At 57.3% G+C, this 24959-nt stretch carries 24 protein-coding genes; 11 read left to right on the forward strand and 13 right to left on the reverse strand.

The features are described 5' to 3' along the window. Window positions 1-198: 198 nt before the first annotated feature. From astE to astC, 5 genes are read right to left on the reverse strand one after another with little or no spacing between them, the layout of a single operon-like run. Window positions 199-1167 (reverse strand): succinylglutamate desuccinylase, encoded by a 969-nt coding sequence (astE, locus tag CKO_RS07545; RefSeq protein WP_012132636.1) that lies wholly within the window; start codon window positions 1165-1167, stop codon window positions 199-201. Further along, a complete protein-coding gene (gene astB / locus CKO_RS07550; RefSeq protein WP_012132637.1) occupies window positions 1160-2503 on the reverse strand; it encodes an N-succinylarginine dihydrolase in 1344 nt (447 codons plus the stop codon). The genes astE and astB overlap by 8 nt, the downstream gene beginning before the upstream one ends. After that, entirely contained in the window at window positions 2500-3978 is a 1479-nt protein-coding gene (gene astD, locus CKO_RS07555; protein ID WP_012132638.1) for a succinylglutamate-semialdehyde dehydrogenase, read from the reverse strand. Before astD ends, astB begins: the two co-directional genes overlap by 4 nt. Continuing rightward, window positions 3975-5009: an arginine N-succinyltransferase gene (astA, locus tag CKO_RS07560; protein WP_012132639.1), complete on the reverse strand. Its 1035-nt coding sequence runs from the start codon at window positions 5007-5009 to the stop codon at window positions 3975-3977. The genes astD and astA overlap by 4 nt, the downstream gene beginning before the upstream one ends. Next, window positions 5006-6226 carry a succinylornithine/acetylornithine transaminase gene (gene astC / locus CKO_RS07565; RefSeq protein ID WP_012132640.1) on the reverse strand — a complete coding sequence of 407 codons (1221 nt, stop codon included), beginning with the start codon at window positions 6224-6226 and terminating at the stop codon, window positions 5006-5008. Before astC ends, astA begins: the two co-directional genes overlap by 4 nt. Window positions 6227-6671: 445 nt before the next feature. Between astC and xthA the strand changes: the two genes are divergently transcribed. From xthA to CKO_RS07595, 6 genes are all read left to right on the forward strand, one after another. After that, the gene (xthA, locus tag CKO_RS07570; RefSeq protein ID WP_012132643.1) at window positions 6672-7478 is read left to right on the forward strand and encodes an exodeoxyribonuclease III; all 807 of its coding nucleotides are present in this window, start codon (window positions 6672-6674) and stop codon (window positions 7476-7478) included. Window positions 7479-7487: 9 nt separating this feature from the next. Continuing rightward, on the forward strand, window positions 7488-8162 hold the full coding sequence (locus tag CKO_RS07575) for a TVP38/TMEM64 family protein (RefSeq protein WP_012132644.1): 675 nt from the start codon (window positions 7488-7490) through the stop codon (window positions 8160-8162). Window positions 8163-8176: 14 nt separating this feature from the next. Continuing rightward, complete coding sequence (locus CKO_RS07580; protein WP_012132645.1) at window positions 8177-9340, forward strand: ABC transporter substrate-binding protein; 1164 nt, start codon at window positions 8177-8179, stop codon at window positions 9338-9340. Continuing rightward, complete coding sequence (locus tag CKO_RS07585; protein ID WP_012132646.1) at window positions 9313-10848, forward strand: ABC transporter permease family protein; 1536 nt, start codon at window positions 9313-9315, stop codon at window positions 10846-10848. Before CKO_RS07580 ends, CKO_RS07585 begins: the two co-directional genes overlap by 28 nt. After that, window positions 10848-11480, forward strand: coding sequence for an ATP-binding cassette domain-containing protein (locus CKO_RS07590; RefSeq protein ID WP_012132647.1), 633 nt, complete (start codon window positions 10848-10850; stop codon window positions 11478-11480). The genes CKO_RS07585 and CKO_RS07590 overlap by 1 nt, the downstream gene beginning before the upstream one ends. Before the next feature lie 87 nt (window positions 11481-11567). Continuing rightward, window positions 11568-12875 (forward strand): sulfurtransferase, encoded by a 1308-nt coding sequence (locus CKO_RS07595; RefSeq protein ID WP_024130390.1) that lies wholly within the window; start codon window positions 11568-11570, stop codon window positions 12873-12875. A gap of 89 nt (window positions 12876-12964) precedes the next feature. Here the strand turns inward: CKO_RS07595 and CKO_RS07600 are convergent, their stop codons facing one another. After that, window positions 12965-13600 carry a CDP-alcohol phosphatidyltransferase family protein gene (locus CKO_RS07600; protein ID WP_012132650.1) on the reverse strand — a complete coding sequence of 212 codons (636 nt, stop codon included), beginning with the start codon at window positions 13598-13600 and terminating at the stop codon, window positions 12965-12967. Further along, complete coding sequence (locus CKO_RS07605) at window positions 13593-14162, reverse strand: carboxymuconolactone decarboxylase family protein (protein WP_024130391.1); 570 nt, start codon at window positions 14160-14162, stop codon at window positions 13593-13595. The genes CKO_RS07600 and CKO_RS07605 overlap by 8 nt, the downstream gene beginning before the upstream one ends. A gap of 79 nt (window positions 14163-14241) precedes the next feature. On the opposite strand from CKO_RS07605, the gene CKO_RS07610 reads away from it, so the two are divergent. Next, window positions 14242-14655 carry a pyrimidine (deoxy)nucleoside triphosphate diphosphatase gene (locus CKO_RS07610; protein WP_111925695.1) on the forward strand — a complete coding sequence of 138 codons (414 nt, stop codon included), beginning with the start codon at window positions 14242-14244 and terminating at the stop codon, window positions 14653-14655. Here CKO_RS07610 and CKO_RS07615 read toward each other — a convergent pair. Further along, complete coding sequence (locus CKO_RS07615) at window positions 14615-14857, reverse strand: YnjH family protein (protein WP_172773950.1); 243 nt, start codon at window positions 14855-14857, stop codon at window positions 14615-14617. The two genes, CKO_RS07610 and CKO_RS07615, sit on opposite strands and share 41 nt — an antisense overlap. Window positions 14858-15126: 269 nt before the next feature. On the opposite strand from CKO_RS07615, the gene gdhA reads away from it, so the two are divergent. Next, complete coding sequence (gdhA, locus tag CKO_RS07620) at window positions 15127-16470, forward strand: NADP-specific glutamate dehydrogenase (RefSeq protein ID WP_012132655.1); 1344 nt, start codon at window positions 15127-15129, stop codon at window positions 16468-16470. Between the two features lie 102 nt (window positions 16471-16572). Here the strand turns inward: gdhA and topB are convergent, their stop codons facing one another. From topB to CKO_RS07635, 3 genes are all read right to left on the reverse strand, one after another. Then, window positions 16573-18516, reverse strand: a complete 1944-nt coding sequence (gene topB / locus CKO_RS07625) for a DNA topoisomerase III (RefSeq protein ID WP_012132656.1) — start codon at window positions 18514-18516, stop codon at window positions 16573-16575. A 4-nt stretch (window positions 18517-18520) separates the two neighbouring features. Then, complete coding sequence (selD, locus tag CKO_RS07630; RefSeq protein WP_024130393.1) at window positions 18521-19564, reverse strand: selenide, water dikinase SelD; 1044 nt, start codon at window positions 19562-19564, stop codon at window positions 18521-18523. Window positions 19565-19724: 160 nt separating this feature from the next. Further along, window positions 19725-20276, reverse strand: coding sequence for an NAD(P)H nitroreductase (locus CKO_RS07635; RefSeq protein WP_012132658.1), 552 nt, complete (start codon window positions 20274-20276; stop codon window positions 19725-19727). 180 nt (window positions 20277-20456) lie between these two features. Between CKO_RS07635 and sppA the strand changes: the two genes are divergently transcribed. The 3 genes from sppA (at window position 20457) to pncA (ending at window position 24109) form a co-directional block, all read left to right on the forward strand. Further along, the gene (sppA, locus tag CKO_RS07640; protein ID WP_012132659.1) at window positions 20457-22313 is read left to right on the forward strand and encodes a signal peptide peptidase SppA; all 1857 of its coding nucleotides are present in this window, start codon (window positions 20457-20459) and stop codon (window positions 22311-22313) included. A 127-nt stretch (window positions 22314-22440) separates the two neighbouring features. Then, the gene (ansA, locus tag CKO_RS07645; protein WP_012132662.1) at window positions 22441-23457 is read left to right on the forward strand and encodes an asparaginase; all 1017 of its coding nucleotides are present in this window, start codon (window positions 22441-22443) and stop codon (window positions 23455-23457) included. A gap of 10 nt (window positions 23458-23467) precedes the next feature. After that, window positions 23468-24109: a bifunctional nicotinamidase/pyrazinamidase gene (gene pncA / locus CKO_RS07650; RefSeq protein ID WP_012132663.1), complete on the forward strand. Its 642-nt coding sequence runs from the start codon at window positions 23468-23470 to the stop codon at window positions 24107-24109. A gap of 105 nt (window positions 24110-24214) precedes the next feature. Here pncA and CKO_RS07655 read toward each other — a convergent pair whose 3' ends face one another. Further along, entirely contained in the window at window positions 24215-24490 is a 276-nt protein-coding gene (locus CKO_RS07655; RefSeq protein ID WP_012132664.1) for a YeaC family protein, read from the reverse strand. Between the two features lie 41 nt (window positions 24491-24531). Continuing rightward, on the reverse strand, window positions 24532-24945 hold the full coding sequence (gene msrB, locus CKO_RS07660) for a peptide-methionine (R)-S-oxide reductase MsrB (protein WP_024130394.1): 414 nt from the start codon (window positions 24943-24945) through the stop codon (window positions 24532-24534). Window positions 24946-24959: the final 14 nt, after the last annotated feature.

The raw sequence follows: 24959 nt of genomic DNA on the forward strand, positions 1-24959 counted from the left end.
CGTCAATTATGAAGAAAAAAAGAATAAATCGAGGAAAGTTGCAATATTTTATTACAAGTGGATGATTTTGCAGGAAATATGAAGAACTATACCTGACCAATGACTATTAATAAAGCAGTTTACCAGGATTAATCCGTAATAAATCGCGATAGCACACAAAAATAAGCCCCTCAGACGTTCGCCTGAGGGAGAAAATAATTATGCGAGCTTTTCCAGCATCAGGCCAGCGCGTAAGCCACAGGCCACATTAGGGTTAGGAAAGAGAACATATTCAACATCATGGGTAACGATCACCTGCTCATCGCCATCCTGCGCCAGTAGCGTTCCTTTTTTGAACGGCGTGAAATTCAGCGTCTGGTTATCCATACAGAGAACAAACGCATCGCTGCGGCGTGTAATTTGCGCCACCACGCGATAGCGAATCGGCCTCGTTCCCCCTTCCATCGGCTTTTCTCCCGCCAGCAACGTCGCCAGCGCCTGCGCGGTAGGGGTAAATTGCGTCAGATCGTTGTGCCCAAACGGCAGCGCTTTGCCCAGTTCCAGCGTGCAGGACAACGCGCCAAAATGCTCACAGCTAAAATGCGTAAAGGTGCCGCCCGGCGTTTGATGAAAAACCAGCGCCTCCAGCCCTGCCGCCCCCAGCCATGACAAAAAGTGTTCATCCCAGGGGATCGACCGTTGCGGCAAAACGCCAAACCGAACGTGGCGGGAGCCGCGAATCGCAGTATGCAGATCGAGATGCCAGCGTATCCGCGTTTTGCGGCGGGAATAAAAATCCTCCAGCAGTTGTTCCAGCTCGCGGGCGCGCAGCGTTTCCCCGCTCTCCTCGAACATCTGCCAGCGCCCGCCGAACATACGGTTCATATCGCTATGGCAATAGCGTACCCCCTCGGCCAGCGCCGGAGGATTCCCCAGAATCACCAGCAATCGCCAGCGCAGGGGGATTTTCCCTTCAAACAGCGCCGAAAGGAGTGCGGCCAGCATTTCCACAGGTGCCGTTTCATTGCCGTGGATGCCCGCAGAGAGCACCAGAGCGCGGTCAACCTCAACGGCAGGCGTAAGTTCAAGCACACCAGGCATCTGCCAGCGCCAGTGAAAGCTCTCCGTTTCCCCTTGCGTAATATCGGGGGATATTCCTGCCAGCGTCTGCGCCAGAAAGTTATCCATTCCCTGCACCCTCCTGCTGGAAGGGATACACCGACCCCAGGTTAAGCAGTTGCGTCAGCGTATCAAGCGCCTCCCGCCCTTCACGCAGCAATTGCGGATCGGCCAGATCGGCGGCGGTGAGGCGGTCGCGATAATAACGATCCACCCAGTCATTGAGCGTGCTGAACAGGGTATCGTTCATCATCACCGCCGGATTCACCGCCCGCAGCTCATCCTCGGTCAATACCACGCGCAAGCGTAAACAGGCCGGGCCGCCGCCGTTCGCCATACTTTCGCGCAGGTCGAACACGCGCAGATCGCTGATGGGGTTATCAGCCGCCAGCAACGCGTTCAGATACCGCCACACACCGGCATGTTCCCGGCACTCCTGCGGCAGAACCAGCACCATCGAGCCGTCATCGCGGCTTAAAAGCTGACTATTAAACAGGTACGTGGCGACGGCATCCTGCACAGAAACCTCCCGGGCAGGCACCTCAAGCGGCATAAATCCCGCCACGCGCGACCGGAGCTGGCGCATCAGCTCGCCCTGCTTTGCGAACGCCTGTTCATGGCAGAACAGCACCTGGCGGTTCGACACCGCAATCACATCATTGTGGAACACGCCGAGATCGATAACGTCTGGATTCTGCCGGGCAAAGATAACCTGATGCGGATTCACCTGGTTAAGACGCGCCACCGCTTCACTGGCCTCGCGGGTTTGCCGCGCCGGATAGCGCACCGGACGCGTGTCGACGCCCTCTTCACGCCCATAGACAAACAGCTGAATGCCCGGCGCGCCATAATCACCGCCGAGCCGGTTATGGTTGGCAGCGCCTTCATCCCCCAGCAGCGCCACCTGCGGCAGCGCGTCGTGCACTGCGAAAAACTGCGCGTCGCGGAAGATGGCCCGCAACAAAGACGCCGTGGTCGGCGCCTCCAGCGCGCGGTGAAATTTGTTGTTCAGGTTCGCCACCGTCAGATGCACTTTGCCGTCAAGCGCGTCCGCTGAAGGACATACCGTCGCCGCATTCGCCACCCACATCGGCGAAGCGGAGCTGACGCTGGAGAGCCAGTGAGGTGCCTGGCGCGCCACTTTCTCCAGCACCTGCTCGTCCTGCCCGCTAAAACCTAGCTGACGAAGCACGGGAATAAACGGCCGCTCGTGCGGGGGGATGACCGCCTGAGGGAACCCCGCATCCGCCAGCGCTTTCATCTTGAGTAAGCCCTGCTTCGCCGCCAGGCGGGGATTCGACACCTGAAAGCGATGCTGTATCGACGCCTCGTTACCAAAGGACAGCCCGGCATAGTGGTGGGTTAACCCCACCAGGCCGTCAAAATTCACTTCATGCGCTTTCATACTGGTTCCTCGCGAGAGAAGTCCAGCCCCGGACTGAGCGAATCGGGCAGTACAAGCGTCGGCGATTCCAGGCTCGCCATCGGCCAGGCGCAATAATCTGCCGCATACCACGCGCTGGGGCGATGGTTCCCCGACGCGCCAACGCCGCCAAACGGCGCCGTGCTGGCCGCTCCGGTCAGCGGTTTGTTCCAGTTAACAATACCCGCACGCGCCTCCAGCAGTAGCTGGTCGAACTGCTTACGATCGGGAGACACCAGCCCGCACGACAAACCGAAGCGGGTGTTATTCGCCATACGAATGGCTTCATCAAAGCGCTCATAGCGCCAGACGCTCAATAACGGGCCAAACACCTCGTCATCCGGGACCTGCTTCACGCCGGTCATTTCGATAATGCCCGGCGTTAACAAGGACGTTCCCGCTTTCAGCATACGTGGGGCCAGCAGCGTTCGTCCGCCCATCGCCTCAAGACGCTGCCAGGCCTCATACACATGACGCGCAGCCGGTTCGGAAATCAGCCCGCCGATAAACGGCTGCGGTTCATCATCCCACTCACCCGGCGTTAAACGCTGACTCACCTCCAGCAGGCGCGCCAGAAACGCGTCGCCCTGTTCCCCGCGTTTCACCAGCAAACGGCGGGCACAGGTGCAGCGCTGTCCGGCGGTGACAAACGCCGACTGAATCGTGAGGTGTACCGCCGCATCAATGTCCTCTGGATTCTCAATGATGAGCGGGTTATTCCCTCCCATTTCCAGCGCCAGGATTTTTTCCGGTTGCCCGGATAACTGACGGTGCAACTGATACCCCGTATTCGCGCTGCCGGTAAAAAGCAGGCCGTCAAGCGCGTCCAGCGCGCTGAGCGCCTGTCCCGTTTCGCGCCCTCCTTGCACCAGGTTGAGTACGCCAGGCGGCAACCCCGCCTGTTGCCACAGTTTCATCACCGCTTCGCCAGTCCACGGCGTTAGCTCGCTCGGTTTAAAAATCAGGGTATTTCCGGCCAGCAGCGCCGGAACGATATGGCCGTTGGGTAAATGGCCGGGAAAATTGTATGGGCCAAACACCGCCAGCACGCCATGCGGTCGATGGCGCAATGTCGCCGCCCCGTCCGGCAATTCGCTTTGTTGTTCTCCCGTCCGGGCATGGTATGCCTTCACCGAGATAGCGATTTTATTGATCATCGCCGTCACTTCCGTCGCCGCTTCCCAGCAAGGCTTCCCGGTTTCTCGCGCAATAATTGCCGTCAACTCCGCTTTATGAACCTCCAGCAAGGCGGCAAATTTTTCCACGATGGCCTGCCGCGCGGCGAAAGGCAGCCTGGCCCAGGTCGGAAACGCCGCACGCGCCGCACGCCCAGCCTCAGCGACCTGTGTCGCATCCGCGTCGCTGCCCTGCCAGAGCACTTCGCCATTCACCGGATTCGTTTTGACCCGGCGCTCCCCCTGACCAGTTACCCAGTCGCCATTTATCCATAAAGTCATGCGGTTTTCTCCTCAGCGCAAAGACGTACCAGACGAACGCGATCTCCCGCGTGGCATTTGAGCGCATCAAGTTGCGCCGCAGTCAGCACCAGACGTTGCGTATCCGGGTCGGTACGAATCAGCATGGCGCGAAAGTGATGATAATTTTCATTGGCGACCAGACACGCCGGAAACTCGCCCGGCGCGGGCTGGCCTTCCACCACGTCCAGCAGGCGGCTTTTACGGATTGCCCGAACCCGATCAATGTCGCACTCCAGCGTCGGGCCGCCGTCGAAAATGTCGATATAGTTGCGGTAGCGGAAACCTTCTTTCTCCAGTACCGTTCTGGCCGGCGCCGTTTGCGGATGTACTTCGCCAATCACCGCCTGCGCTTCTTCCGATAAGAAATGGGTGTAAATAGGGTGCTTCGGCATCAGTTCAGCAATAAACGCCTTCTGCCCGGTGCCGCATAAATAGTCTGCCCGGCTGAATTCCATGGAAAAAAAGCGTTCTCCCAGGCTTTCCCAGAACGGCGAGTAGCCGTGTTCGTCGATCACGCCACGCATTTCCGCCACAACCTTTTCATTAAATTTGTCGCGAAACGCCGCCATAAACATAAAGCGTGATTTAGAGAGCAAATAGCCGTTGCCCTCTTTACGCCAGTCGGGATCGAGGAACAGCGTGCACAGTTCGCTGCTCCCGGTATGATCGTTACTGAGAAACAGCGTCGGCAGCGCGTTATAGACATTCAGTTCTTTAGAAGCATGCACCAGCGTGCCAACGCGATAGTTGTACCAGGGATCGTTCAACCCCACGGCCACCTCAATCGCACAAATTCCCGCAACGCTTCCCGTATCGCTGTCCTCCAGCACAAACACGTAACCCTGTTCGCTTTTCGGCAGTTCGCCACGCCACGTTTTTAGCGCGCGCTCAATACGCGACGTCAGCGTTGCTTCATCTGCTGGCAGAGAGGTCAGGCCGCCGCCGGTTTTACTGGCAAGCTGCATCAACGCACTGACATCACGTCGTTCGACGGGGCGGATCACCATCATGACGAACCTCCTGCTTTGATGCGTTCACAGGCCAGCGCAAAGCGATCCAGCCCGGTTGCCACTTCCTCTTTGCTGACGTTTAACGCAGGTGCGAAACGCACCACGTTAGCGCCCGCAATCAGCACCATCACTCCGGCTTTTGCGGCTTCCTGTGAAATAAGTTTAGCTTTTCCGGCAAACTCAGCCTCCAGAACGCAGCCAATAAGCAGCCCCAGTCCACGAATTTCACTGAACAATCCGAAGCGTTCATTTATGGCGTTCAAGCGTTCGACAAACCCGTCATGGCGTTGCTTAACGCCGTTCAGCATTTCCGGCGTATTGACGATCTCCAGCAGCTTTCCCGCCACCGCAGAAGCCAGCGGGTTGCCGCCGTAGGTGGTTCCGTGAGTGCCTACCGTCATCACGCTGGCGCATTTTTCAGTGGCCAACAGAGCCCCGATGGGGAAACCGCCGCCCAGCGCTTTCGCAGTGGTAAGCAGATCGGGGGTGACGCCATAATGCATGTAGGCATACAGCTCGCCGGTACGCCCAACCCCCGTCTGTACTTCATCAAAAATCAGCAAGGCATTGTGTCGGTCGCACAATTCGCGCAGCCCCTGTAAGAATGCTTTCGTGGCCGGGAGCACGCCCCCTTCGCCCTGCATGGGCTCCACGATCACCGCGCATGTCGTGTCATCAATCAGTTCGCTGGCCGCGTTGAGATCGTTATACACGGCATGGCGGATATCCGGCGGCAGCGGAGCGAAATCCTGTGAATACGCGGGCTGCCCGCCTGCGCTGACGGTAAACAGCGTGCGGCCATGAAAGGCATTTTTGAATGCCACAATCCCGCTTTTATGCGTGCCAAAACGATCGTGCGCATACTTACGCGCCAGTTTCAGCGCCGCTTCGTTGGCCTCCGCGCCGGAGTTACAGAAGAAGACGCGTTCAGCAAAGGTGGCGTCAATCAGCATCTTCGCCAGTCGCAGCACCGGCTCGTTGGTGTAGCCATTTCCGGTATGCCAGAATTTGCTCGCCTGCTCATTCAACGCCTCGCGTAAAGCCGGGTGCGCATGGCCAAGCGCATTCACCGCAATTCCCCCGGCGAAGTCGATATACTCTTTCCCCTGCTGATCCCACAGGCGTGAGCCTTCTCCACGAACAGGAATAAAAGGTGCCGGGGCATAGACCGGCATCATCCATTCATCAAAATTTTCACGCGTAATTGACAGAGACATAGCGACCTCTTCCGGTAAATAAAAAGTTATTTATATGTTAATAAAATGAGTGTTTGCGCTGTAAATGTAGATTGCACTGTTCGTGCCAGCCAGAGGAAAAAATGCATAAACCGGTTTTGGAAACGAAAAATCAACGGGTTACAACCCGCCGGTATTCACTATTGCTGCATGAAAAGTGAATATATTTGCGAAGAAAAGAACAAATAAGAGGAAAAATCGAAATATTATTCAGTCGCCAAATATAATTCTGGAATTGTGATCGTAGACGAAATTTATCGGAAATTATTGCATCGTTATGACGCACTCCGCCCTGAAACAGTGCAGTTTTTGCTCCATCGTTAAGACCATTGGCAGTTATCGTTTGATTCCCGCGACAAGTGGCAGTCAGCCCGTCTAATTTCTGCTACCATCCTTGCACTATTCACCTTGCAAAGTGGCAGCGACTATGAAATTTGTCTCTTTTAATATCAACGGCCTGCGCGCCCGTCCTCATCAACTGTCAGCCATTGTCGACAAGCACCAGCCTGACGTGATCGGCTTGCAGGAGACAAAAGTTCACGACGATATGTTTCCTCTCGAAGAGGTAGCAAAGCTCGGCTATAACGTCTTCTATCACGGACAGAAAGGCCATTACGGCGTCGCGCTACTGACCAAAGAGACGCCTGTTTCTGTGCGCCGTGGTTTTCCCGACGACGGCGAAGAGGCGCAGCGCCGTATCATCATGGCGGAGATCCCGTCACCGCTGGGCAGTATCACCGTCATTAACGGCTATTTCCCGCAGGGCGAAAGCCGTGACCACCCGCTGAAATTTCCGGCAAAAGCGCAGTTTTATCAGAACCTGCAAAACTACCTGGACAACGAACTGAAACGCGACAATCCGGTGCTGATCATGGGGGATATGAATATCAGCCCAACCGATCTGGATATCGGCATTGGCGAAGAGAACCGCAAACGCTGGCTGCGTACCGGTAAGTGCTCCTTCCTGCCGGAAGAGCGCGAGTGGATGGATCGCCTGATTAACTGGGGGCTGGTGGATACCTTCCGTCACGCGCACCCGGAAACGGTCGATAAATTTTCATGGTTTGATTACCGCTCAAAAGGTTTCGACGACAACCGGGGGCTGCGCATCGACCTGCTGCTGGCGAGCAATCCGCTGGCCGAACACTGCGTTGAAACCGGCATTGACTATGAAATCCGCAGCATGGAAAAACCGTCCGACCATGCGCCCGTCTGGGCAAAATTCCGGGTCTGATAAACGCAGGTGAACGCGAAAAAACGACTGCTCTCAGGTTTTTTAATCATCTGTATCGCCGGGGTGGTGTGGGCTTTGCCTCCCGGTTTTCTCTCCCTTGATACCCTGAAACGCTATCACACGATGCTGGCGGCCTGGCAGCAACAGTCGCCATTCCTGAGCGCTGGTCTCTATTTTCTGGTCTATACGCTGGTGGCGGCCTTATCGATTCCCGGCGCTGCGCTGCTGACGCTGCTCGGCGGCGCGCTATTCGGACTCTGGCAAGGAACGCTGCTGGTCTCCTTCGCGTCAACCCTCGGCGCTACGCTCGCCATGCTGGCCAGCCGCTACCTGCTGCGGGAGTGGATCTCCCGCCGGTTCGCACGCCAGATGCAAACCGTAAATCATGGTATGGCGCGCGACGGCGCCTTTTATCTGTTTGCGCTACGCGTAATGCCGCTGTTCCCCTTTGTTCTCGTTAATTTACTCGCCGGGTTGACGTCAATCCGCGTACGTCAATACTGGTGGATCAGTCAGGCGGGCATGTTTCCGGCAACGGTGATTTATCTCAACGCCGGACGCCAGCTCAGCCAGTTGACATCAATACGCGACATCATTTCCCCCGGTATGCTGGCGGCCTTTGCCCTGCTGGGGCTGTTACCACTGGCCTCCCGTTGGCTGGTTAAGCGTTTTTTACGATCCTAATTTCAGGAGCGATCATGCGTCGTACTCTATTACTGGCGGGTCTGCTGTTGACGGGCCATGTGCAAGCCGTCGAAAACTGGCAGGCGGTGAAAGATGAAGCCAAAGGCCAGACCGTCTGGTTTAACGCCTGGGGCGGCGACAATGCCGTTAATCAGTATCTCGACTGGGTCAGCGGCGAGATGAAAACGCATTACGCCATTAACCTCAGGATTGTCCGGCTTGCGGATGCCGCCGATGCCGTGAAACGCATTCAGACTGAGTCCGCCGCCGGGCGTAAAACCGATGGTTCCGTCGATCTGCTGTGGGTAAATGGCGAGAACTTCCGCACGCTGAAAGAAGCCGGACTGCTGCAAACCCACTGGGCGGAAACGCTGCCAAACTGGCGCTATGTCGATACGCGCAAACCGGTACGCGAGGATTTTTCCATGCCGACGCAAGGGGCGGAGTCACCCTGGGGCGGCGCGCAGTTAACCTTCATTGCTAACCGGGATATTACGCCGCAGCCGCCGCAAAGCCCGCAGGCGCTACTCGCTTTTGCGAAAGCCCATCCCGGTACTGTCACCTACCCACGGCCGCCGGATTTTACCGGGACGGCGTTTCTGGAACAGCTGTTACTGGCGTTAACCCCTCAACCGGATGCGCTCAAGGTCGTGCCAGATGACGCGACGTTCGATTCCGTCACCGCGCCGCTATGGGCATACCTCGATGCGCTGCATCCCAGCCTGTGGCGGAAGGGAAAAGACTTCCCTCCCTCTCCCGCCCGGATGGACGCGCTGCTGCAAGCCGGTTCGCTGCGCCTGTCTCTGACGTTTAATCCCGCTCATGCGCAGCAAAAGATCGCCAGCGGCGAACTGCCCAAAACCAGCTACAGTTTCGGTTTTTCACAAGGCATGATTGGCAACGTGCATTTTGTCACAATCCCGGCAAACGCCCGCGCCAGCGCAGGCGCAAAGGTGGTTGCCAATTTCCTGCTCTCCCCCGACGCGCAGTTGCGCAAAGCCGATCCGGCGTTCTGGGGCGATCCTTCCGTGCTTGACCCGCATAAGCTGCCCGCCGGGCAGCGGGAAGCGTTACGGTCGCGCATTCCTGACGGGTTGCCGCCTACGCTGGCGGAACCGCATTCCGCATGGGTGAACGCGCTGGAACAGGCATGGCTACGCCGCTACGGTACGCAGTAACCCTGCTGGTCTGGGGCGTGATGGCGGTCATCTGGCTGCCGCTGGTTCCTGCCGCATTCACGCTTATCACGCCCGCGCTCTCCGCTACGCACTGGCTGGCGCTGTTTAGCGATCCGCAGCTTCCGCAGGCGCTGCGGGCAACGCTGGTCTCCGTCACCCTGGCGGCAACCGGCGCACTGGCTATTGCGCTGACGATCGTCGTCGCGTTGTGGCCTGGCGCAAAATGGGCGCGTCTTTGCGCCCGCCTCCCCTGGCTACTGGCCATTCCTCATGTGGCCTTTGCCGCCAGCGCCCTGCTGCTTTTTGCCGAAGGCGGGATGCTTTATCGCCTTTTCCCCTCGCTCACGCCGCAGATGGATCGCTATGGCATCGGGCTTGGGCTCACGCTGGCCGTCAAAGAGAGCGCCTTTCTGCTCTGGGTCCTGTCGGCATTATTAAGTGAAAAACAGCTTTCGCAGCAGGTCATCGTGCTGGATACCCTGGGCTACAGCCGTCTGCAATGCCTGAGCTGGCTGCTGTTACCCGCCGTTGCGCCAGGATTAGGCACGGTGATGCTGGCGATTGTCGCCTGGTCATTATCGGCAGTGGATGTCGCGATGATTCTGGGGCCGGGCAATCCACCTACGCTGGCAGTGTTAAGCTGGCAATGGCTGAGCCAGGGCGACGCCGACCAACAGGCCAAAGGCGCTCTCGCCAGTTTACTGCTCGTGGCGTTGCTTATGCTGTTTGCTCTGTTCGGCTATCTCATCTGGCGGGGATGGCAACGTACCCTTCCTGCCATCAACGGTCTTCGCCGCCAGCGCTTATCAGGCAGAAGCGGAAAAACGCTGGCGCTGACGCTGCCGTTAAGCGGCATGCTGTGCGTGGCGCTGCTGGCTTGTATGGCTGAACCTGCGTCGGTGAACCGCGAAGCGCTGGTGAACAGCCTGCAAATAGGGCTGGCGTCCGCCGTGCTGGGGTTGATGACGCTGTTCTTATGGCTGGAATGGGGGCCGCAAACCGGGCACCGCTGGGTCTGGCTGCCAATATTGCTTCCTGCGCTGCCGTTGGTCGCCGGGCAATACACTCTGGCGCTGCTCGCCGGGCAAGACGGCCAGTACGCTACCGTTATCTGGGGGCACCTGCTGTGGGTTATCCCGTGGATGTTATTCGTCCTCAAACCCGCCTGGCAGCACATTGACCCACGGCTGGTGCTGATCGCGCAAACGCTGGGCTGGACGCGGGCTCGTATCTTCTGGCGCATCAAGTGCCCACTTTTACTGCGCCCCGCACTGTTTGCCTTCGCGGTCGGCTTTTCCGTCAGCATCGCCCAATACATGCCGACACTCTGGCTGGGCGCCGGACGCTATCCTACGCTCACCACAGAAGCCGTGGCGCTCAGCAGCGGCGGCAGTACCACAATTCTTGCGTCGCAGGCGCTATGGCAACTGCTGTTACCCCTGCTGGTTTTCGCGCTGACGGCGCTATGTTCACGCGTCATTGGCCACTATCGTCAAGGACTCCGCTAATGCTCATCGTTCAACATCTCACGCTGCGCCAGGACAATCACCGCTTATTGAATCAGGTCGCCTTTCAGGTCAAAAAAGGTGACATTGTCACGTTAATGGGACCCTCCGGTAGCGGAAAGTCTTCGCTGTTTTCGTGGATGGTCGGCGCACTGCCGTCTCAGTTTCAGGCCTCCGGCGAGCTTTGGCTCAACGAACGACGCATCGATACGCTCCCCACCGCGCAACGTCAAATCGGTATTTTGTTTCAGGATGCCCTGCTGTTTGACCATTTCAGCGTCGGGCAGAACCTACTGCTGGCGCTGCCTGCCGCAATAAAAGGGGCGGCCAGACAAACGGAAGTACGGCATGCTCTTGAGCGCGCCGGGCTGGACGGGTTCAGCCGCCGCGATCCGGCGTCATTGTCCGGCGGCCAGCGCGCCAGGGTGGCCCTGCTTCGCGCGCTGCTGGCACAACCGCAGGCATTACTGCTGGATGAGCCGTTCAGTCGACTGGACGCCGGGCGCCGCGACGCCTTCCGCCGGTGGGTCTTTGCCGAAGTACGGCAACAAAATATTCCGGTGGTACAGGTGACGCACGATATCCAGGATGTTCCTCCCGGCGGCACGGTACTCCAGATGGAGGCGTGGGCGTGAATATGCCGACAAACTGCGTTAACGCAAAGTTTTTCCCTGCCAGCCAGCAGAGAATGGCGCCCTCTTATTTTAACGTCGGGCTATTCGATGAAACGTGTTTCTCAAATGACCGCGCTGGCACTGGCTTCAGGACTCGCCTGCGCTTCCTCCTGGGCTGCTGATATGGCGCAGTCGCTTACCTTCAGCCAGCTACAGCAAAAACAGGGCGCCGCGATTGATACACGCCAGAGCGCTTTTTACAACGGCTGGCCGCAAACCCTTAATGGCCCTTCCGGTCACGAACCTTCCGCACTGAATCTGTCAGCCTCCTGGCTCGATAAAATGAGCGACGAGCAGCTCGCCGCCTGGCTGCAACGGCATCAGCTCAGGAAAGACGCCCCGCTGGCGCTGTATGGCAATGACAATGGCGTACAGGCGGTGAAATCACGTTTACAGAAGGCAGGCTTCAGCCAGATTGCTACGCTGAGCGATGCGCTGACCGATCCTTCCCGACTGCAAAAGCTCCCTCACTTCGAGCAATTAGCATACCCACAGTGGTTGCACGCCCTTCAACAAAACCAGCCGGTTACGGCTAAACCGGCGGGAGACTGGAAGGTGATTGAAGCAGGCTGGGGCGCGCCGAAATATTATCTGCTCAGCCACATTCCCGGCGCCGGATACATCGACACCAATGAGGTGGAAAGCGAACCGCTGTGGAATAAAGTCTCTGACGCGCAGTTGAAAGCGATGCTGGCGAAACACGGTATTCGCCATGACACGACGGTTATTCTGTATGGCCGCGACGTATACGCTGCGGCGCGCGTTGCGCAGATTATGCTCTATGCGGGCGTGAAGGACGTTCGTCTGCTCGACGGCGGCTGGCAAACCTGGTCCGATGCGGGTCTGCCAGTTGAACGCGGCATGCCCGCTGACGTGAAGCCGGAACCCGACTTTGGCGTGGCGATCCCGGCGCAGCCGCAGTTAATGCTGGATATGGAACAGGCCCGCGCCCTGCTGCACCGTCAGGACGCATCGCTGGTCAGCATCCGTTCCTGGCCGGAATTTATCGGCACCACCAGCGGATACAGCTATATCAAGCCAAAAGGCGAAATTGCCGGCGCGCGTTGGGGACATGCGGGCAGCGACTCCACGCATATGGAGGATTTCCATAACCCGGACGGCACCATGCGCAGCGCAGAGGATATCGCCGCCATGTGGAAGCAGTGGGATATTCTGCCGGATCAGCACGTTGCCTTCTATTGCGGCACCGGCTGGCGCGCCTCCGAAACGTTTATGTACGCGCGGGCGATGGGCTGGAAAAACGTCGCCGTGTATGACGGCGGTTGGTACGAATGGAGCAGCGATCCGAAAAATCCGGTGTCCACCGGCGAGCGCGACCCGGACAGCAGTAAGTAGACATAATGCGCCTGATGGCGCTACGCTTATCAGGCCTACGGGAAAGCGTCGTGCCATACTGATGCCTGATGGCGCTACGCTTATCAGGCCTACAGGGAGGATCTTTTTCCAGGCCGGATAACCTTCAGCGTCAGGTATCCACTCCAGACCCTTGTCAGGGTGGTCATCCAGCACAACGCGCCAAATACCCACGCCAGAACGGGAAAATAACGCGGAAACAGGCAGCCCAGAACAAAAAGCAATATTGTCTCGGTGCCCTCGGTCAACCCGCCCAGATAGTAAAACGATTTGTGCGCATAGCCCGGATTATCAATCTGATGCTTCGCCGCCAGCGCCGCAAACGCCAGAAAACTACTGCCCGTACCGATAAACGCAAACAGCAGCCATCCCCCTGCCAGCGCGTTTTGTTCCGGTGCGGCCAGAATAAAGCCAAACGGAACCAGTGCGTAAAACAGAAAGTCGAGGGTGATATCAAGAAATCCCCCCGCATCGGTTAACCCTCTGCGCCGTGCCAGCGCGCCATCCAGCCCGTCGAACAGGCGATTCAGCACAATGGCCGCCAGCGCGGCCAGATACCAGCCCAGCGCCAGAAACGGCAGCGCCAGCACGCCAATGGCAAATCCGAACAGCGTCAGGCCGTCCGGGGTGATCGCCGGTTTATCGAGATACGCGGCACAGCGGTGCAGGAGCGGTTTAACCCGTGGGTGCAGATGCCGGTCAAACATGTGGCGCCCCTTTCAATGCGTCACACAGCCCTTGCGAAGGAATATCCAGCGCGGCATTAAAACGCGCCGACAGGTTCTGAAAGGCGATCAGCGCCGTCATTTCGGTAATCGCGTCGTCAGTAAAATAGCGTTTCATCATCGCCTTGAGCGCCTCATCAACCTGCGGCGGCGTGGCGGTCACGGCCTCGGCATAAGCCAGTGCGACACGCTCCTCCTCGCTGAACAGCGTGGACGATTGCCACCCGGCAACGGCCTGTACTTTATCCAGCGCCCCACACCGCTCGGCCAGACGTAAACTGTTGGCATCCACACAGAAGGCGCAATGGCACACCTGCGAAACGCGCGTCATCAACAACGCGCGCATCACCGGCGTTAACCGCGCGCGCTTACGTTCCAGAAACCCGACAAACAGCGCCACCAGCCAGAACAGAAACGGCATTCGCCCCCACCAGCGCGTGGGGTGCAGAACGTCGCCGTAATGTTTTTTCTGCGTAGCGACGAGAGGTTTCAGACTGGAAGGGATATGGGTCAATGGGCTAACCCAGGGTTGTGGATCGTTCAACGCTTGCTCCTGAAGACTTTAGGTCACGCAAAGATAAGGATAGTATGTCACTTTCCGTTGTTGAACCTTGATGAATATGATGAAAACCATTGATGTCGTCGCCGCAATCATTGAGCGTGACGACAAAATATTGCTGGCTCAACGCCCGGAACACGCCGATCAGCCGGGTATGTGGGAGTTTGCCGGAGGCAAAGTGGAGTCCAGTGAGACGCAGCCTCAGGCGTTGATTCGCGAACTGCGTGAAGAGTTGGGTATTGAGGCGGTTGTCGGGCGCTATATCGCCAGCCATCAGCGCGAAGTCTCTGGCCGGCTGATCCATCTGCATGCCTGGCACGTCCCGGCGTTTACCGGCGCCGTCACCGCGCATTATCACCAGAACATGATCTGGTGTTCGCCAAAAGAGGCGCTGCGTTACCCGCTTGCGCCTGCGGACATTCCGCTGTTAGAGGCGTTTATGGCTTTACGCGACGCCAGACCAACGGATTCGTACTGAGCGTTTTTTCGTCGCGCTGGCATTGCAGCAGCACGCCTTCGGCTTTAATCACCGCCCCTTCCGAATAGTTTTGATCCTGGTAGACGCAGCACTGATTGCAGGGCTGCGCACGCTGCCCGCTGGAGCTGAACACTTCGGGCGGGACGTTAACCTCCACATCCGGGCGATAATGCTGATTCGCCAGCGCGGCAAAAGAGACCATCGCCGCTGCTGCCGCGATAAATAAACGATGCATAGCGTTTCCTTGTTATGAAGCCTACCTTCAGTATAACGGTCGTAAGCGACTGAAACTTTAGCCACTCCATCCATCGCTTTTTATTATGACGCGCGCGCCGTTATTAATTTCCCTGGCACGCCATTTTTTTTTCTTGCTTACCGTCACACTGCTGGTGGTATAGTCAAAAACTGCATAAACACGAAACACAACATTATAAATATAACCATATCAATACATAAGAGGTTCTTATATCTATGGATCAGACATGTTCTCTGGAGTCGTTTCTAAACCATGTTCAACAGCGTGACCCCAATCAGACCGAGTTCGCGCAGGCCGTTCGTGAAGTAATGACCACGCTGTGGCCTTTCCTTGAGCAAAATCCTCGTTATCGTCAGATGTCATTGCTGGAACGTTTGGTTGAGCCAGAACGCGTGATCCAGTTCCGCGTGGTGTGGGTGGACGATCGTAACCAGGTGCAGGTTAACCGTGCCTGGCGCGTACAGTTTAATTCCGCCATCGGCCCGTATAAGGGCGGGATGCGTTTTCATCCTTCCGTTAACCTCTCGATCCTGAAATTCCTCGGCTTCGAGCAGACGTTTAAAAATGCGCTGACCACGCTGCCGATGGGCGGCGGTAAAGGCGGCAGCGATTTCGATCCTAAAGGCAAGAGCGAAGGCGAAGTGATGCGTTTCTGTCAGGCGCTGATGACAGAGCTCTATCGCCATTTAGGGCCAGACACTGACGTACCTGCTGGCGATATCGGAGTGGGCGGACGTGAAGTGGGCTTTATGGCCGGTATGATGCGTAAGCTCTCCAACAACAGCGCCTGCGTGTTCACCGGGAAAGGCCTCTCGTTTGGCGGTAGCCTGATTCGCCCGGAAGCCACCGGTTATGGCCTGGTGTACTTTACCGAAGCGATGCTCAAACGCCACGGTCTGGGTTTTGAGGGTATGCGTGTGGCGGTGTCCGGTTCCGGCAACGTGGCGCAGTACGCTATCGAGAAAGCAATGGCGTTCGGCGCTCGTGTGGTGACGGCTTCGGACTCCAGCGGCACCGTCGTGGATGAGAGCGGCTTCACCGAAGAAAAACTGGCGCGCCTGTGCGAAATCAAAGCCAGCCGTGACGGGCGCGTGGCGGATTACGCCCGCGAGTTCGGCCTGCCCTATATGGAAGGCAAACAGCCGTGGTCAGTGCCGGTTGATATCGCCCTGCCGTGCGCAACGCAGAACGAACTCGACGTGGACGCCGCGCGCGTGCTGATCGCCAACGGCGTGAAAGCAGTGGCGGAAGGCGCCAATATGCCAACCACCATTGAAGCCACCGATCTGTTCCTTGAAGCCGGCGTGCTGTTCGCGCCAGGTAAAGCGGCCAACGCAGGCGGCGTGGCGACCTCCGGTCTGGAGATGGCGCAGAACGCCGCGCGAATGAGCTGGAAAGCCGAGAAAGTGGATGCGCGTCTGCACCACATCATGCTGGATATTCATCATGCCTGCGTGGAATACGGCGGCGAAAACAAACATACCAACTATGTTCGCGGGGCGAATATCGCAGGCTTCGTCAAAGTGGCCGACGCGATGCTGGCGCAGGGTGTGATTTAATTTTCCGTGGCATGTAGGCCTGATAAGCGTTGTAGGCCTGATAAGCGCAGCGCCATCAGGCATTGCCGGATGACGGCGCAAGTGCCTTATCAGGCCTGTGCGTTATACGCTCGCCTCTTCTGACGGCGGGCTTTTTTTCGCCGCTCGCTTACGGGGCGCGCTCTTTTTCTTCTCGCCGCCACCGCCTGGCGCGACAATGCCCCGGAACTGACGTACCGGCGTGCGTTTAGCCTGATCGATCAACTGAAACAGCGTGCCGACCAGCGGCTGCATAAAATCCTGATAGCGGCACTGCTTTTCACTGATTTGTGTCAGGACAGACTCCCAGTGCGCCGTCATATCCGGTCGGGCAGCCATCTCCGGTAACGAGTGAATCAGGGCCTTCCCGGCATCCGTTGAATGAATGTAACGCCCTTTCTTGGTCAGGAATCCGCGCCTGAACAGCAGTTCGATAATGCCCGCGCGCGTCGCTTCGGTTCCCAGTCCGTCGGTCGCTCGCAGGATCTTTTTCAGATCTTTATCCTGCACGAAACGGGCAATCCCGGTCATGGCGGACAGCAGCGTAGCATCGGTAAAATGGCGTGGCGGCTGGGTCTGACGCTCAACGACCTCGCCCTTTTCGCACAGCAGTTCGTCGTCTTTCGCCACCACCGGTAACGGCGTACCGTCGTTCTCTTCGTCACGCTCTTTATTGCCCAACAGCGTTCGCCATCCGGCCTCCGCCAGAAAACGCGCTTTGGCGACGAATTTCCCCTTCGCAATCTCCAGTTCAATGACGCATTTGCGAAATACCGCGTCCGGGCAGAATTGCATCAGGTACTGGCGAGCGATCAGGTTGTACACCTTCGCTTCATTGTCGCTGAGGGAAATTGATGAACTGCGCGCAGTCGGGATGATCGCGTGGTGAGCGTCAACTTTTTTATCATCCCAGCAGCGGTTTCGCGTGTCCGGGTCAACCACCGGCTGCGGCAACAAATCCGCGGCATGCACGCCAATGGCGTTCATCACCGCATGGCGTCCGGCAAAATGTTCTTCCGGCAGATAGCGGCAGTCGGAACGCGGATAGGTAATTAATTTGTGAGTTTCGTACAACTTCTGGCAGATATCAAGCACGTTCTGCGCGCTCAGACCAAAGCGTTTCGCCGCTTCAATCTGCAACGCCGACAGCGAAAACGGCAGCGGGGCAGATTCTGATTCCCGTTTATCGTTATAGCTGGTGACGATCGCGGGCTGACCGTTAATACGATTCACCACATGCTCCGCCAGCGGACGATGCAGCAAACGCCCCTCTTCATCCTGATACGGTTCGCACGCTTCACTGGGTTGCCAGATGGCGGTAAACCGCTCCTCAGCTGGCGTGACGATATGCGCTTTCACTTCAAAGAAATCTTTGGCGACGAAGTTCTCGATCTCTTCATCGCGGCGAACCACCAGCCCGAGAACCGGTGTCTGAACACGCCCTACCGAGAGCACGCCCTGGTAGCCCGCGTTGCGCCCGAGAAGGGTATACGCGCGGGTCATGTTAATGCCGTACAGCCAGTCGGCGCGCGCACGCGCCAGCGCGGAAACGCACAGCGGCACAAATTCGCTGTTGGCGCGCAGCCGGGAAATCGCACGCTCCACCGCCTGCGGGTTAAGATCGTTGATCAGGCAACGCTGCACCTGCTGGCGTTTTTCCGGGGACAGTTGCAGATAATCCAGCACCTCGTCCACCAGCAGTTGCCCTTCGCGATCCGGGTCTCCCGCGTGAATCACTTCGCTTGCGTCATGTAAAAAGCGCTTAATGACATTGAGCTGCTTCGTCACGGAAGGACGTGGCTGGAGCTGCCACTTTTCCGGCACAATCGGCAGATCGGCCAGATTCCAGCGCGCATAACGACCGTCATACGCGTCCGGCTGCGCCTGTTCAAGCAGATGGCCGATGCACCAGGTCACCACCTGTCCATTCCCGCATTCGATAAAGCCGTCGCCTTTGCGGTGCGGCTTTGGCAGCACATCCGCAATGGCGCGGCCCAGACTCGGCTTTTCGGCAATAAACAACCGCATCGAATTAACGGATCTCTACCATGGCGCGACCGCCACGGGCGTCAACCAGTTCACCAATCGCCGTCAGTTCAATACCAAACTCCGCCGCGGTGACTTTCACTTCCTCTACCGCTTCCGGCGTGACCGCCAGCAGCAGGCCGCCAGACGTTTGCGGATCGCACAGCAGATCACGCACCTCGCGCGGCATGTCGCCCATCAGATGGCCGTAGCTGGCGAAATTACGTTCCGTCCCCCCCGGCACTGCACCAAGTTTAATGTACTCTTCGACGCCCGGCAGTTTTGGAATGTCCTGATAGCAGATCCGCGCCTGCACGCCTGCGCCCTGGCACATTTCGCTGAGGTGCCCCAGCAGACCAAAACCGGTCACGTCGGTCATTGCTTTCACGCCGTCGATATGGGCAAACGACGCCCCCGCAATGTTCATCCGGCACATCACTTCTGTCGCCAGCCCCTGATGTTCCGGCTTGAGCAGTGATTTTTTCTCGGCGGTGGTCAGCACGCCAATGCCCAGCGGCTTGGTGAGGAACAGTTTGCATCCGGCCTGCGCGGTGCTGTTTTTCTTCACGCGTTCGGTCGGCACCACGCCGGTGACAGCCAGACCGAAGATGGGCTCAGGCGCGTCGATAGAGTGCCCGCCCGCCAGCGCAATACCCGCCTGACGACAGGCAAAACGCCCGCCTTCGGTGACTTCCCGGGCAATTTCCGGCGACAGTTTGTTGATGGGCCAGCCCAGAATGGCGATCGCCATAATCGGTTTGCCGCCCATCGCGAAGATATCGCTGATGGCGTTGGTCGCCGCAATACGGCCAAAATCAAACGGATTATCGACAATCGGCATGAAGAAGTCGGTGGTGCTGATGATGCTGGTGCCATTACCCAGGTCGTATACCGCCGCGTCATCGCGGGTTTCATTGCCCACAAGCAGGTTCGGGTCGACAAACTTCGCCTGCTCGCTGTGCAGGATGGTTTCCAACACTTTAGGGGAAATTTTACAACCGCAACCGGCTCCGTGGCTGTATTGCGTTAAACGAATAGCGTGCTCGCTCATGGACATCTCCTGTCATTGCAATCGGGCTATGGTAGCGCTCATTCCATGACGTGGTAAGAGAGAGTGTCTGAATTCCGGCGTCTTTGCTCATAATCCAGACAGTTTTGCCGAATAATCGGCAGGCGCTCATCGAAAAAGCCGCCTGCCGGGGCCATGACGCTTAGAAATACGTCACGAAAGGCGTCGGGTCCGGTACGCTGATGGTCGTTGACGCTTTCAGCTGCGGCGTGCCCAGATAGAGGAAGCCTACAATTTTATCCTGTGCGCGACAGCCGAACGCCTCGCGAACCACCGGGCTTTCGGTTAACGCGCCGCTGCGCCAGATGCCGTTGAAGCCTTGCGCAATCGCCGCCATCTGCATCGCCATAACCGCACATCCTGCTGACATCTCCTGCTCCCACAGCGGCACTTTGTGGTTCTCCTCGCATTTCGCCACCACCGTGATGATCAGCGGCGCGCGAAATGGCGCGGTGCGCGCTTTCTCTATCGCTTTCTCATCGCCTTCCGCCGCAATGGCGCCCTGCTCCAGAACAGCGCTGAAGCGCTCACGCCCCTCACCTTCAATCACAAAAAAACGCCAGGGTTGCAGGGATTTGTGATCGGGTACGCGCATGCCCGCGCGCAGAATATTTTGTAACTGTTCACCCGCAGGCGCGGGCTCGGCCAGACGAGAGGCGCTACGACGGTTTACAAGTAATTCGAGTGCGTCCATTTGGTTAACTCCAGCAATGATATTTATTCACAAAATTAACACGAGAGGGGATTTAGTTACAGCACAGGCAGTGATTCCTGCTGACAAGTGCCTGCCTGGTCATTACGATACCCACATCTTATACGCTTTCTCTCTGAGTATGACGGAGATAGCGGAATGTTAATCTGGTAGGGAGAATACATGCGAACCCTGTGGCGATTTATTGCCGGATTTTTTAAGTGGACATGGCGACTGCTGAATTTCGTCCGGGAACTGGTGCTCAACCTGTTCTTCATCTTTCTGGTTCTGGTGGGCGTCGGTATCTGGATGCAGCTTAGCGATGGCAACACCAGCCAACAAACTGCACGCGGCGCGCTGCTGTTGGATATTTCCGGCGTGATCGTCGATAAACCGTCCAGCACCAACCGCCTGGGCGTCATTGGCCGACAGCTGTTTGGCGCCAGCTCTGACCGCCTGCAAGAAAACTCACTGTTTGATATCGTCAACACCATTCGTCAGGCGAAAGACGATCGCAATATCACCGGCATCGTGATGGATCTGAAAAACTTCGCGGGCGCCGATCAGCCTTCCATGCAGTACATCGGGAAAGCGCTGCGCGAATTTCGCGATAGCGGCAAGCCGGTCTTTGCCGTAGGCGACAGCTACAGTCAGGGGCAATATTACCTGGCGAGCTTCGCCAATAAAATCTGGCTTTCTCCGCAGGGTACGGTCGATCTGCACGGCTTCGCAACCAACGGCCTGTATTACAAATCCTTGCTGGATAAGCTGAAAGTCTCCACGCACGTCTTCCGCGTCGGCACTTATAAATCCGCAGTGGAACCGTTTATCCGCGATGATATGTCGCCTGCCGCGCGCGAAGCGGACAGCCGCTGGATTGGCGAGCTGTGGCAAAACTACCTGAACACCGTTGCGGCGAACCGTCAGATCCCCGCGCAGCAGGTCTTCCCTGGCGCGCAGGCTATGCTCGACGGGCTGAGCAAAGTGGATGGCGATACCGCGAAATACGCGCTCGACAACAAACTGGTGGATGCGCTGGCGTCTAACGCCGAAGTGGAAAAAGCGCTGACCAAACAGTTTGGCTGGAGCAAAGCAGAAAACAACTATCGGGCCATCAGCTATTACGATTATTCGCTGAAAACGCCTGCCGATACCGGCGACGGTATCGGCGTCGTGTTCGCCAATGGCGCGATTATGGACGGTGAAGAAACACCGGGCAACGTCGGCGGCGACACGACAGCGTCGCAAATCCGCGATGCGCGCCTGGACCCAAAAGTGAAAGCGATTGTGCTGCGCGTAAACAGCCCCGGCGGCAGCGTCAGCGCCTCTGAAGTCATTCGCGCCGAACTGGCCGCTGCGAAAGCCGCAGGCAAGCCGGTTGTGGTGTCGATGGGCGGAATGGCGGCATCCGGCGGTTACTGGATCTCCACCCCGGCAAGCTACATTGTGGCGAACCCGAGCACCCTGACAGGCTCAATCGGCATTTTTGGCGTTATCAACACCGTTGAGAACAGCCTGGATTCGATCGGCGTGCATACCGATGGCGTTGCCACCTCGCCGCTGGCGGACGTTTCTGTCACCAAATCGCTGCCGCCTGAAGTGCAGCAGATGATGCAGCTCAGCATTGAGAATGGCTACAAACGCTTTATCACGCTGGTTGCCGATGCGCGTAAGAGCACCCCGGCGCAGATTGATAAAATCGCGCAGGGGCATGTCTGGACCGGTCAGGATGCAAAAGCGAATGGTCTGGTAGACAGTCTGGGTGACTTTGACGACGCCATCGCCAAAGCCGCAGAGCTGGCTAAACTGAAGCAATGGCATCTTGAGTATTATCAGGATGAACCGACATTCTTCGACAGAATCATGGACAGCATGTCCGGCTCCGTGCGCGCAATGCTGCCGGAAGCCATTCAGGCGATGCTCCCGGCGCCGCTGGCGACAGCCGCCAGCGCGGTAAAAGCAGAGAGTGATAAACTGGCTGCCTTTAACGATCCACAAAACCGTTATGCGTTCTGCCTGACCTGCGCGAACGTGCGCTAAATTGCCATTGCCGGATGGCGATGCTATCGCGTCTTATCCGGCCTACGAGTTTCGCGTAATTTGTAGGCCGGATAAGGCGCAACCGCCTCCGGCAATATAAGAGACTTCACTTCGTAAGAACATTGCCATGCAGAAGAAATCGATTTACGTTGCCTATACCGGCGGTACGATTGGTATGCAGCGCTCGGAACAGGGTTACATTCCGGTATCAGGCCATCTCCAGCGCCAGCTGGCGCTGATGCCCGAATTTCACCGCCCGGAAATGCCGGACTTCACCATTCATGAATATGCCCCGCTGATGGACTCATCCGATATGACGCCGGAAGACTGGCAGCATATCGCAGAAGACATTAAAGTGCGTTACAACGACTATGACGGCTTTGTCATCCTCCACGGCACGGACACGATGGCGTTCACCGCCTCGGCGCTCTCCTTCATGCTGGAGAATCTGGGTAAGCCGGTAATTGTGACAGGGTCACAAATTCCGTTGGCGGAACTGCGCTCCGATGGGCAGATTAATCTGCTGAATGCCCTGTATGTCGCCGCGAATTACCCCATCAATGAGGTCACCCTCTTTTTCAATAATCGGCTGTTTCGTGGCAACCGCACGACAAAAGCGCATGCCGATGGCTTTGACGCGTTCGCCTCCCCCAACCTTCAGCCGCTGCTGGAAGCCGGAATTCATATCCGTCGCTTAGGTACGCCGCCCGCGCCGCACGGCGAAGGCGAGCTGATTGTTCACCCAATCACGCCGCAGCCTATTGGCGTCGTCACCATTTATCCGGGAATTTCTGCCGAAGTGGTGCGTAACTTCCTGCGCCAGCCGGTAAAAGCGCTGATCCTGCGTTCTTACGGCGTCGGCAACGCGCCGCAGAACAAAGAGTTCCTCAAAGAACTGGAAGATGCGAGTTCACGCGGTATCGTGGTGGTTAACCTGACGCAATGCATGTCCGGCAAGGTGAATATGGGTGGGTATGCCACCGGCAACGCGCTGGCGCATGCAGGCGTGATCGGCGGCGCGGATATGACCGTTGAAGCAACGCTGACTAAGCTGCACTACTTGTTAAGCCAGAATCTGGATACACAGACCATTCGTACCGCGATGACGCAAAATCTGCGCGGTGAACTGACGCCAGACGAATAAGGAGTTTTTCATGACGACCCGAGCCTTACTGCTGGTTGATTTGCAGAATGATTTTTGCGCCGGCGGCGCACTGGCCGTCCCTGAAGGCGACAGCACCGTGGACGTAGCAAACCGTCTTATCGCCTGGTGTAAAGCGCGCGGCGACACAGTGATCGCCAGCCAGGACTGGCATCCTGCCGGACACGGCAGTTTCGCCAGCCAGCATCAGGCGCAGCCCTACAGCCAGGGACAACTGGACGGTTTAGCGCAAACCTTCTGGCCCGATCACTGCGTACAAAATAGCGACGGCGCGGCCCTGCATCCCCTGCTCAGGCAGAACGCCATCGACGCGGTTTTCCATAAAGGCGAGAATCCGCAGGTGGACAGCTACAGCGCCTTTTTTGATAACGGACGCCGCCAGAAAACCGCCCTGGACGCCTGGCTTCGTGAGAACGGCGTACAGACGCTGATCGTGATGGGGCTGGCGACCGATTACTGCGTGAAGTTTACCGTGCTGGATGCGCTGCAACTGGGTTATACGGTGAATGTGATTACCGACGGCTGCCGTGGTGTGAATATTCAACCGCAAGACAGCACGCACGCCTTTATGGAGATGGCGGCCGCTGGCGCCACGCTGTATACGCTGGCTGACTGGGAAGAAACGCAGGGTTAGGTGTTCTTACTGCCTGATGGCGCTTCGCTTATCAGGCCTACAAAGCGATGACCAGTAGGCCTGATAAGCGAAGCGCCATCAGGCTACCAACAAAAAAGCGCTACATTACAGTTTCAGCGTCGCAATCGATTTTGGCGCAATGCCAAAATCCTCTTTCAACTGCTGCTTACTTTTCATCACCATCTGACCGTTGGTATCAATGGTCATATGCTGCGCGTCGGTATTGTGCCGCGCCTGCCAGAGCATCACCAGTTGCATGCTGTTCTCTTTTTGCTCCGGCGTCAGCGCAACGCCGTCCGGCCATTTTCCCAGCTCAACGGCGGTAGATAAGCGCTGATAAACTTCCGGCGTCATGCTGTCGATCATCTCATCAAGATTCATGATAAGTCCGCTCCTGTGGAATAATTTGCTGAATCGTTTTTTCAGCCCTTAGTTTGTTCGCCGTTTTCATCATCGGTGAAGCTTAATGAGGCCGAATTGACGCAATAACGCTCACCCGTCGGCTGTGGGCCATCCGAAAAGACATGTCCCAGGTGCGCATCACAGTTGCCGCAGCGAATTTCTATACGCTGTATCCCGTGGGAAAAGTCCTTAATGTAACGGATAGATTCTTCACTGACCGGCTCGTAAAAGCTCGGCCAGCCGCAGCCGGAATCATACTTGGTTTGGGAATGAAACAGCGGCGCGTCGCAGACCAGACAGTGGTAGACGCCATCACGCTTATTATGCAGCAAACGCCCGGTAAATGGCGGTTCTGTACCGTGATTCTGCGTCACGTAGAATTGCATTTCGGACAACTTTTTTTTCAGATCTTCCGCAGAGGGTTGATTAGCCATTTGCTCACATCTCG

The sequence above is a fragment of the Citrobacter koseri ATCC BAA-895 genome, from assembly GCF_000018045.1.
Taxonomy (GTDB): domain Bacteria; phylum Pseudomonadota; class Gammaproteobacteria; order Enterobacterales; family Enterobacteriaceae; genus Citrobacter_B; species Citrobacter_B koseri.